10 protein-coding genes are annotated in these 10268 nt (G+C 61.3%); 5 read left to right on the forward strand and 5 right to left on the reverse strand.

The features are described from left to right. Positions 1 to 1142, reverse strand: a 1142-nt coding sequence (locus DBR18_RS28975) for a cytochrome c (protein ID WP_256588652.1), incomplete at its 3' end; no start/stop codon positions are given. A gap of 86 nt (positions 1143 to 1228) precedes the next feature. Continuing rightward, the gene (locus DBR18_RS09450; protein WP_108590131.1) at positions 1229 to 2128 is read right to left on the reverse strand and encodes a LysR family transcriptional regulator; all 900 of its coding nucleotides are present in this window, start codon (positions 2126 to 2128) and stop codon (positions 1229 to 1231) included. Between the two features lie 181 nt (positions 2129 to 2309). Between DBR18_RS09450 and DBR18_RS09455 the strand changes: the two genes are divergently transcribed. From DBR18_RS09455 to DBR18_RS09475, 5 genes are all read left to right on the forward strand, one after another. Continuing rightward, on the forward strand, positions 2310 to 3701 hold the full coding sequence (locus DBR18_RS09455; protein ID WP_108590132.1) for a COG3014 family protein: 1392 nt from the start codon (positions 2310 to 2312) through the stop codon (positions 3699 to 3701). Between the two features lie 214 nt (positions 3702 to 3915). Then, positions 3916 to 5310, forward strand: a complete 1395-nt coding sequence (locus DBR18_RS09460) for a COG3014 family protein (protein ID WP_108590133.1) — start codon at positions 3916 to 3918, stop codon at positions 5308 to 5310. A gap of 15 nt (positions 5311 to 5325) precedes the next feature. Next, entirely contained in the window at positions 5326 to 5700 is a 375-nt protein-coding gene (locus DBR18_RS09465; protein WP_108590134.1) for a YcfL family protein, read from the forward strand. Between the two features lie 36 nt (positions 5701 to 5736). Beyond that, positions 5737 to 6324: a penicillin-binding protein activator LpoB gene (gene lpoB, locus DBR18_RS09470; protein WP_108590135.1), complete on the forward strand. Its 588-nt coding sequence runs from the start codon at positions 5737 to 5739 to the stop codon at positions 6322 to 6324. Positions 6325 to 6327: 3 nt separating this feature from the next. Next, entirely contained in the window at positions 6328 to 7071 is a 744-nt protein-coding gene (locus tag DBR18_RS09475; RefSeq protein ID WP_108590136.1) for a penicillin-binding protein activator LpoB, read from the forward strand. Positions 7072 to 7269: 198 nt separating this feature from the next. On the opposite strand, the gene rhtB is transcribed toward DBR18_RS09475, so the two are convergent. The 3 genes from rhtB to DBR18_RS09490 all read right to left on the reverse strand — a co-directional run. Then, positions 7270 to 7902 (reverse strand): homoserine/homoserine lactone efflux protein, encoded by a 633-nt coding sequence (gene rhtB, locus DBR18_RS09480; protein ID WP_007968471.1) that lies wholly within the window; start codon positions 7900 to 7902, stop codon positions 7270 to 7272. 153 nt (positions 7903 to 8055) lie between these two features. Further along, positions 8056 to 8637 (reverse strand): mechanosensitive ion channel family protein, encoded by a 582-nt coding sequence (locus DBR18_RS09485; protein WP_108590137.1) that lies wholly within the window; start codon positions 8635 to 8637, stop codon positions 8056 to 8058. Beyond that, on the reverse strand, positions 8637 to 10268 hold a 1632-nt coding region (locus DBR18_RS09490), incomplete at its 5' end, for an ATP-binding cassette domain-containing protein (protein WP_256588653.1). The genes DBR18_RS09485 and DBR18_RS09490, both read right to left, overlap by 1 nt.

Genomic DNA, 10268 nt, shown 5'->3' on the forward strand with positions numbered 1-10268 from the left:
ATCAGCAGGCCGGAGATAAAGCTCAGCGACCAGCTCAGGCCATCGCTGCCGAGCAGTCCGGCAGACTCTTTCAACTTGCCCTTGGCCGCGTCCAGACGCTGTTCGGCCTGCGCCACCGGCAAGCCGTCCTGCAACGCCTGACGGTAGGCCATCAGCGATTTTTCGGTGTCCTTGCGCACGTTGGCGTCAACGTTATCCAGCGAGCTTTCGACCAGTTCGAAACCTTCCAGATACGCCGCCACCGACAGGTCATAGGCCTGATCGTGATCGGCGGCGCGGTACGCCGCCAGGCTCTTGTCCAGCGTGGCGGCGGTGTAATCGAGCAACTGTGCCGGGCCGCGCTTGACCTGCGGTGGCTGCGCGCGTTGGGCGCGGAAGGTTGCGGCGACCTGCGGGCCTTCGGCGGCCTGCACTTCGGCCGGCGTCTGGCGCGCCAGATCGGCGATGTTGAAGGTCTTTTCGGATTTCGCTGCGGCCGGGTCGGCACTGAAACCGGCGATGTAGGTCGCCAGATCCCAACGCTGACGGTCGTCGAGTTGATCGGCGAAGGCCGGCATGTCGGTGCCTTCGACGCCTTGGCCGAGGGTGCTGTAGATCGCGTACAGGCTCAGATGGTCCATCCGTGCGGCAGCGCGCAGGTTGGCCGGCGGCGGCGTCATGCCGAGGCCTGCCGGACCGTCGCCGGCACCCGCTTCCCCGTGACATACCGAGCAGTTCTGCGTGTACAGCGGCGCGCCCCGGGTCGGATCGGGAGTGATGATCGGCGCCTGGCTGACTTCATACGCCACCGCCAGTTTCGCTCCCAGTTGCCGCGCCTGACGGGCGACTTCGGCGCCGTCCTGCTTCGCGCTGATGGCCGCGTGCAACGCCTCGACGCTCTGCTCCAGCGCAGCCTTTTCCTGCTTTTGCGGCAGGCCGGCGATCAGCCCTTGCAGCACCTGGGTGAACTCCAGTTGCTCACGGTATTCGCCGTCATCGACGACCTTGCCCGCCTCGACCGTCGGCGGGTAATCGGCGCTGATGTAATCGAGCAGGTGCAGCGCCTGCGGGGCGCCTTCCACGGTGTCGGCCAGCAGGTTGAAGCTGCTCAGGGCACACAGAGGGAGCACCAGCCAGGCCAGAAATCGGGACGCGGCAGTCATGAATGAGTCTCAAATGGAAATGCGAAGTTACATATTGTTCACTTCGAACGCCTGTCACTCAAGCTTTGTCGACGTCTCGCGGCGCTTTAGCACAGCGCCGCGGCCGTATTGAGGTAATGCTCAAGCATGAATTGGACGAACACCTGCACCTTGAGTGCGACATGCCGGGCATGCGGATAGAGCGCGTAATAGTGACGCTGGCCGAGGCTGTAGTTCGGCAGGATCTGCACCAGTCGGCCACTGAGCAGATCGTCCTGCACGGTGGCTCGGGTGAACGCGGCAATGCCGACTCCGGCCAACGCAGCGGCGTGCAGCGAACTGATCGAATCGGCCTTGAACCGGCCCTGCACGCGTACACCAGTGGTGAGCCCGCGCGCGTCGGTCAGCGTCCAGTCGCTGCCGCCGGCAAACGCCAGCAACTGATGCTCGGCGAGTTCGCGCACCTGACGCACCAGACCGTTGCGCGCCACATACACAGGCGAAGCCACCAGCAGCAAATCCGAAACGGTCAGCAACCGCGCCACCATGGACGAATCGGCCAATGGCCCGCAGATGCGCAGCGCCACATCGAACCCCTCGGCGATCAGATCGACGAAACGGTCATCGCAGGACAGGTCCACTTCGATCTCGGGATAGCGCTGCTGAAACGCCGGCAGCCAGCTCACCAGTTCCAGCGTACCAATGACCATCGGCGCGCTGATGCGCAGCACACCGCTGGGGCGCTCATGCGCCTGCCCCACCGCCAGAGCGGCCTGTTCGAGGCGTTCGAGGATGTCCACACACGCTGCGTAATACTGCTGCCCCGCCGTGGTCAGGTTGAAGCCCCGGGTGTTGCGGTTGATCAGCCGCGTGCCCAGTTCGCTTTCCAGCTGCTGCAACTGCCGGGAAATGGTCGAGTGAGTGGTGTCGAGCCGCTCGGCGGCTGCGCTGAAACCGCGACATTCGACGATGCAGCGAAAGGCGCGCATGGCCAGCAGTTGATTCATTGATGTTCCGCAGTGGGTTAAGTCTCAGGCCGGCAAGGCTAGCTCAATCCCGTCGCTCATCCCACCGGTCAGTCCACCTCGACGGGTGCGATTGACGACAAAAAATGACGCATCACTTAGCCACTATTGCCCCCTATAATGCGCCACCTGCCGTATTACCCGCTCAAGGATGAACCTCTTTATGCGCCATCGCTTGCTGCTGCCTCTGTTGATCGCCGCCGTTATGCAACTGAGCGGCTGCGGTGCATATCGCAATTACGATCTGGAACTGCAACAGACCACCGACACGTTCAAGGCCGGCAATATTGACGGCGCCCTCTCCGTGATCGAAGCGCACAACCCGGATCCGGAAAAAGACTTGCTCTACTACTTTGAGAAGGGCGCCGTACTCAGTGCCGGCGGCGAGTTCACGCAAAGCCAGACGACCTGGCGCAGCGCCGAGCAGATGATCATCGAGCGTCAGGACACGGTCGAGACCACCGGCGACAAGTTGCTCGCGGCGATGGGCAATCAATGGGGCAGCATCATCAATGACAAGCTGCGGCGCTACGATGGCTACGACTATGAAAAAGTCATGCTGACCACGCAGATGGCCCTCAATCAGTTAGCGCAAAATGACTTCGACGGCGCTCGTGCCGACATCAAGAAAACCCACGAACGCGAAGCGCTGATCGCCCGGCAACGGGAGCTGGAATACGAAAAAGTCGAGGAAGCCGCCAAGGCCCAGGGCGCACGCGTGCACTACAAGGACCTGCAGGGTTATCCGGTGGTGATGCTCGAATCCCCGGCAGTGATCGCCCTGAAAAACGGTTACCAGAGCGCCTTCAGTCACTACCTCGCCGGCTTCACCTATGAGGCACTCGGCGAAAAAGACCTGGCGGCGCCCGGTTATCGTCAGGCCATCGAACTGCGCCCCGACATGCCGTTTTTCCAACAGGCATTGCGCGACCTCGACAGCCCCGGACTCAAGGCCGACGAAAGCGATGTGCTGATCATCGTGCAAAGCGGTCTGGCGCCGGCCCGCAGTTCGGTACGCGTGCCGTATCCGGTGCAGCTCAAGGACGGTCAGGTAATTGTCGCCAACATTTCCTTCCCGGTGATGGTGCCGGATAACTCCACCACGCCGTTCAATCAGGTCCGCATCGACGGCCGCGAGAAAAAGCTGATCGCGGTCAACAGCATCACCGACATGTCCTTGCGCACATTGCGTGACGACATGCCCGGGATTATCCAGCGCACGACCTACCGCGCATTTCTTGCTGCGGACGTTCAAGGTACGGACAACCGACGCAACCCGGGCAAAGCGTCCTATGTGACCCACTGGGACGGTTTCGAGCAGGCAGACACCCGCACCTGGCGCACCCTGCCTGACCTGACGCAGGTTGTACGTCTGCGCCTGAAAAAGGGCAAACACCTGATCAGCCTGCCGAATGCCGCTGCGCCACTGAAAATCCGTATTGATCAGAACCGCCAGATGATCGGCCTGCGCGTACTGGGCGATCGGGTTTACGCGAACGGCAGCGCTTTTCAATCTGCCACGTCGATGGAAAATCGCGTATCCGCCCTGAAATAAGTAATGGCACAAAACTAACAAGTGCGATTAAAAAGCTATTACATGGCCAGCATCCGCCACCTATAATGCCGCGCCCTCGCTATCGCGACGCGGCATTAAAGCTCCTCTGGTTATGAGGAATTGGCAGGAGGCCAGCGCCACTGTCGATGGGTCACACCAGCCCGACCAGCACCGGCGGCTGATGCAGTTACTAGCTCAGGGAAGAAGTACCCCCATGGCATTGCGCACTCCCACCTTGATCGCGCTCAGCGCTGTCACCCTGCTGTCCGGCTGTTCGGCGTTTCGCAACTATGATTCGGAACTGGCCCAGACCAACCAGCAACTGGCCACCGGCAACGTCGATGCCGCGCTGACCCTGCTGGAAAAGAACAACACCGGCCCGGACAAGGACCTGCTTTATTACTTCGAGAAAGGTGAGTTGCTGCGCGCCAAGGGCGACTTGTCCGGCAGTCAAAATGCCTGGACCAGCGCTGATCAGGTGGTCGGTCAGTGGGAAGACGCGGTCAAGCTCGACTCCGGCAAATATCTGGCGCAGTTCGGCAGTTTCATCGTCAACGACAAGGTGCGTCGCTACGAAGGCTACGACTACGAAAAAGTCATGCTGACCACGCAGATGGCCCTCAACCTGCTGGCGGTCAATGACTTCGATGGCGCCCGCACCGCGATCAAGAAAACTCACGAACGTGAAGCGGTGATCGCCGACCTGCGCGACAAGGAATACCTCAAGAGCGAGGAAGAGGCCGAGAAAGAAGGCATCAAGACCCAGTACAAGGATCTGCAAGGCTACCCGGTCGCCAGCCTCGACGCGCCGGAAGTGGTCAGCCTGAAAAACAGCTACCAGAGTGCGTTCAGCCATTACCTGGCCGGTTTCGTCTACGAAGCCCTGGGCGAGAAAGACCTGGCTGCACCGGGCTACCGCAAGGCCGCCGAACTGCGCCCGAACACCCCGCTGCTGGAACAGGCGCTGGTCAACCTCGACAAGCCGACCCAGTCCGACGACAGCGACATTCTGATCGTAGTGCAAAGCGGTCTGGCACCCTCGCGTGATTCGATCCGCGTGCCACTGCCATTGCCGATCTCCAACAACGTGGTGATCACTCCGCTGTCGTTCCCGATCATCAAGCCTGACACTTCCACTGCACCGTTCGCGCAGATTGGCGTCGATGGTCAGCAAGTCAACCTGACCGCCCTTAACAGCACCACCGCCATGTCCCGCCGCGCCCTGCGCGATGACATGCCGGGGATCATCGTGCGTACCACCGTGCGCGCAATCACCAAAGGCGTGGCGCAGAAGAAGATCAACGAAACCAACCCGCTGGCCGGTCTGGCCGTGGGTATTTCTTCAGCCGTGCTGGAAGGTGCCGATACCCGTACGTGGCGCACCCTGCCGGACAACACCCAGGTGGTGCGTCTGCGCTTGAAGAAAGGCGAGCACCAGGTCAGCCTGCCGAGCGCCGTCGGCGGTTCGCTGGTCAAGGTCACCGTCGATCAGCGTTACCAAGTGATCAGCCTGCGTGCCGTGGGCAATCAGGTATTTGCCGGTGGCGTCGCCGCCCACGTCATTCCGAGCGCCGGCGCGACCAACGTCGCCAGCCTCAAACAACCTTAAGAACGGAGTCTTTGCATGCGCTTCAAACTCATCGCCATCGCCGCCCTCGCCGTCCTGGCCAGCGGCTGCGCCACCCCGCCACCACCGGAGCCGGGCAGCGCCGCGAGCAAGGTCGTGGCCATGGGCCCGCAGAAACACATTGCGGTCGGCGCCATGCGCGTCGCCCGTGAGAACGGCTTCATGACCGTCAATGTGCAGTTGACCAACACCCTCAACAGCAACAAGACGTTCTACTACCGCTTCGCCTGGCTTGGCCCGGAAGGTTTCCCGGTCGCCGAGGAAGAAGTCTGGAAAAGCCAGATGATGTACGGCGCTCAGACCAGCTTCATCCAGGGCATCGCCCCGACCCCGAAAGCCGTGGATTTTCGTCTCGAACTCAAGACGCCTTAAGCCCGCCACCCTATTCCTGTTTTAGAGAGCATTCCCATGTTTGCACGCATTTCCCTCATTGCCGTCCTCGCCCTGCTGGCCTCCGGTTGCGCCAATACTTCGCCGACCCTGGGCAGCAAGAACATCAGCTACGGCGACACCAAAGCGGTTGAAACCGTGACCAACGAATTCGGCTCGACCGACCTGCAAATGATCGCCGAATCGATGACCCGCTCGCTGGCCCAGTCCGGCATTCTGCAGGGCCGCCCGGTGGTGCAGGTCTACGACGTGAAGAACAAGACCAGCGAGTACATCGATACCCGCGAAATCACCACCAGCATCAAGACTCAGCTGATGAAGTCCGGCACCGCCCGCTTCGCCAGCGACAACACCGCGATGCAGAGCCAGGTCGATCAGCTCAAGCTGCAAAATCAGAGCGGTCTGTACAAGAAGAGCACCGTGGCCAAGACTGGCAACATGATCGCCGCCAAGTACCGTCTGGAAGGCTCGATCAGCTCGATCGTCAAGCGCAGCAGCGACTACAAGGACGTCTTCTACAAATTCAGCCTGCAACTGATCGACGTTGAAAGCGGTCTGGCCGAGTGGATGGACGAAAAAGAGATCCGCAAAACCACGGAGCGTTAATTGATGCGCGCATGGATTGGCATGATGGCCCTGGCTTGCGCGTTCAGCGTGCAAGCGGCCCCGAAAGTCGCAGTCACGGATCTGGCGTATCAGGAGCGTGTGGAGCAGTACATCCACATCGTTTCGGCGCAGAACAATTACCGCGAGGGTTACTACAGCTCCAGTGGTTCGTCGAACTACAACGAGCTGGAAGCGACCACCAGCTACATCGAACAGGGTGAACTGCGTAAATTCACCGGCGACATCAAGGGCGAGATCCTGCGCACCGGCATGTTCCAGCTGGTGCAGGGCACGCCGTACACCGCGTCGTCCAAGGGTGACGTCTACGACGTGATCAAGCGCATCAAGGCCGGCAACTTCAAGGGTGCCGACTACGTGCTGTTCGGCACAGTATCCGACATCGACTTCACCCAGGACATGAACGAGCTGGCGCACACCGACAGCTATTCGGCGGTGCTGGGCCTGACGCTGGTGGCGGATTTCAGCCTGATCAACACCAAGACCTACGAGATCACTTCGGCCTTCACGGCGATGGGCGAAGCGCAGGACACCAAACTGGTGAATGGCCGCGACATCAAGATCTCGCTGAACCGCCCTCGGGTAGTGCGGGACGTATCGAAAGCGCTGGGCGAAGACGTGGCCGGGCAACTGAGCATGCAGCTCGGTGGCGGCGGTTACGTGCAGCCGCGTGAGGCGCAGCAGCGCAACAATCTGCCGCGTGATACGGCGCCGGTGATTTTGCACTGACCGGCTGAGTGAATAACCCTGTGGTGAGGGGATTCATCCCCGATGGGCTGCACAGCAGCCCCTTCTTTCAAGAGGGCTCGCTTCGCGAGCCATCGGGGATAAATCCCCTCACCACAAAAGCTCCCTCACCACAGCTGAGCAACAGACAGGCAATAAAAAGGCGACCTATCGAGGTCGCCTTTTTATTGCCTGCGGGTTTTACACCACCGCTTTACGCAACGTCGCCATGAACGCCGCCGCACCGATGAACAGCCCGGCAAAGGTGCGGTTCATGCGTTTCTGCTGCTTCGGCGTACGCAACAGACGCAGCACCTTGGACGCCAGGCCGGTGTAGCCGGCCATGACGATCAGGTCGACGCAGATCATGGTCACACCGATCACCAGGTACTGCATCAGCAGCGGTGCGTGCGGGTTGATGAACTGCGGCAGCACCGCGAGCATGAACACCAGTGCCTTGGGGTTGCTGATGTTCACCAGAAAGCCACGGAACACCAGCGCCAGCGGCTTGCCGATCGGTCGCACCGCCGCGTCATCGCTCATGTCCATGGGCAGCGCACGCCATTGCTTGATCGCCAGATAGACCAGATAGGCCACGCCAAACCATTTGATCGCATAGAACGCTGTGGCCGAGGCGGTGAGAATCGCGCCAACGCCGGCACCGACAATCGCAATCTGCACCGCGAGGCCGATCTGCAGGCCCAGGGCGTTCCAGTAACCGCGCCAGAAACCGTATTGCAGACCGCTGGACATCGACGCAATGGCGCCGGCGCCCGGGGACAGACTGATCACCCAGCAGGCGGCAAAGAATGCCAGCCATGTTTGAAGCTCCATCGCACACCTCGACTCTGAATCGTGACAGACGTCAAAGCTAATGCGGTTTGGGGCTAAAAGCAAAAGATCGCAGCCTGCGGCAGCTCCTACAGGGATCGCATTTCAATGTAGGAGCTGCCGCAGGCTGCGATCTTTTGATCTTGTTCAGGAAATCTACTTCTCGAACCCGCTGGAAGGAAACACATCCGTCCCCCGCCAACGCCGCACCGAACGCTGGAAGAACAAACTGTTCGGCACCTGCACCATGGCGCTGCCAGTCCCCAGTTCCTCGGCTTCGATCAATGTGGTGTAAAGCAGATTGATCGCCACCACCCGGCCTTTGACGCCGGGCTTGTCGGTGGTATCCACCAGCTCCACCACATCGCCGAGGCGGAACGGGCCGACGGTGAAGATCAGAATCGCGCAGAGCAGGTTCGACAGCACACTCCACATGGCGAAGAACGCCACCGCTGCCACTGCGACGAACCCCGACAGCGCCGTCCACAGCACCGTGGCCGACACGCCGAGGCGTTCCAGGACAAAAATCACCGCGCTGCCCATGATCAGCCAGCGCAATACACCACGCAGCGGCATCAACAGTTGCGGCGGAAACGGATAGCGCTCGCCCAGGCGGGTGAGGAAGCGAGCGACGACACGCTGAGCGAAATAACCGGCCAGCAGGATCAGCAGAATCTGCACGCCGAGCCAGATCGGCTCGACCCACACCGCCGGCAGCGGCCACTGCAACGCACCCATCAGGACAACGCCTCCAGCTCCGCCTGCATGCTTTCCAGCGTTTCGAGTGCCTCCATCCACGCTTCTTCCAGTTCGCCTTCGCGCACTTTCAGCTTGGCCTGTTCGGCCAGCAGATCGCGCAACTCGTTCTTGCGCGCGGGCTCGTAGATGTCGCTGTCCGCGAGGCTGGCGTCGACCTTGGCGAGTTTCTCATGGAGCTTGCCCAGTTCGGCTTCGAGCTTGTCGGCTTCACGCTTGTGCGGTGCCAGTTGCTGACGCAGCGCAGCAGCGGCCTGACGCTGGGCCTTCTTGTCGGTCTTGTCCGGGTTGACCGGGGCGTTGCTGACCGGCGCGTTGCGTTGACGGTATTCCACCAGCCAGCGCGCGTAGTCTTCGAGGTCGCCATCGAATTCTTCAACCTTGCCGTCAGCGACCAGATAGAAGTTGTCGGTGGTGCTCTTGAGCAAGTGCCGATCGTGAGACACCACCAGTACCGCGCCGCTGAATTCCTGCAGCGCCATGGTCAGCGCCAGGCGCATTTCCAGGTCGAGGTGGTTGGTCGGTTCGTCGAGCAGCAGCAGGTTCGGTCGTTCCCAGGCGATCAACGCCAGGGCCAGACGGGCCTTTTCGCCGCCGGAGAAATTCAGCACCGGTTCGTCGATGCGCGCGCCACGGAAGTCGAAACCACCGAGGAAGTCGCGCAGCGTCTGTTCACGTTCGGTCGGTGCCAGACGCTGCAGGTGCAGCAGCGGGCTGGCCTTGGCATCGAGCGAGTCGAGCTGATGCTGGGCGAAGTAGCCGACCACGGTGTTCTCGCCACGGGTCAGGCGCCCGGCCAGCGGCTCGAGCTCACCGGCGAGGTTCTTGATCAGGGTCGATTTACCGGCACCGTTCGGCCCGAGCAGACCGATCCGCGCACCCGGGGTCAGTTGCAGCTTGACCTTCTCCAGGATGGTTTTATCGCCATACCCCAGACGTGCATCGGACAGGTCGATCAGCGGGCTGGAGATCTTGGTCGATTCGCGGAACACGAAGTCGAACGGCGAATCGACGTGGGCCGCCGACAGCTCTTCCATGCGTTCCAGCGCCTTGATCCGGCTTTGTGCCTGACGGGCCTTGGTAGCCTGAGCCTTGAAACGGGCGATGTAGCTTTCCATGTGCGCACGTTGCGCCTGCTGCTTCTCGTAGGCCTGTTGCTGCTGGGCCAGACGTTCGGCACGGGCGCGTTCGAACGCGGTGTAGCCGCCCCGGTACAAGGTCAGTTTGCGCTGATCGACATGGGCCACGTGATCGACCACTTCATCGAGGAAGTCGCGGTCGTGGGAAATCAGCAGCAAGGTGCCCGGATAGCTTTTCAGCCACTCTTCGAGCCAGATGATCGCATCGAGATCCAAGTGGTTGGTCGGTTCGTCGAGCAGCAACAGGTCCGACGGGCACATCAAGGCCTGCGCCAGGTTCAGACGCATCCGCCAGCCGCCGGAGAAATCGCCTACCTGACGATCCATCTGCTCGTTGGTGAAGCCGAGGCCGGCGAGCAACTTGCGTGCCCGCGCATCGGCGGTATAACCGTCGGCGCTGTCGAGCTCGGCGTGCAGGCGGGCCAGAGCCGTGCCATCGTGGGCCGCTTCGGCCACGGCGAGGTCACGTTGCAC

Origin of the sequence: Pseudomonas sp. HMWF021 (assembly GCF_003061005.1) — a bacterium.
Classification (GTDB): Bacteria; Pseudomonadota; Gammaproteobacteria; order Pseudomonadales; family Pseudomonadaceae; genus Aquipseudomonas.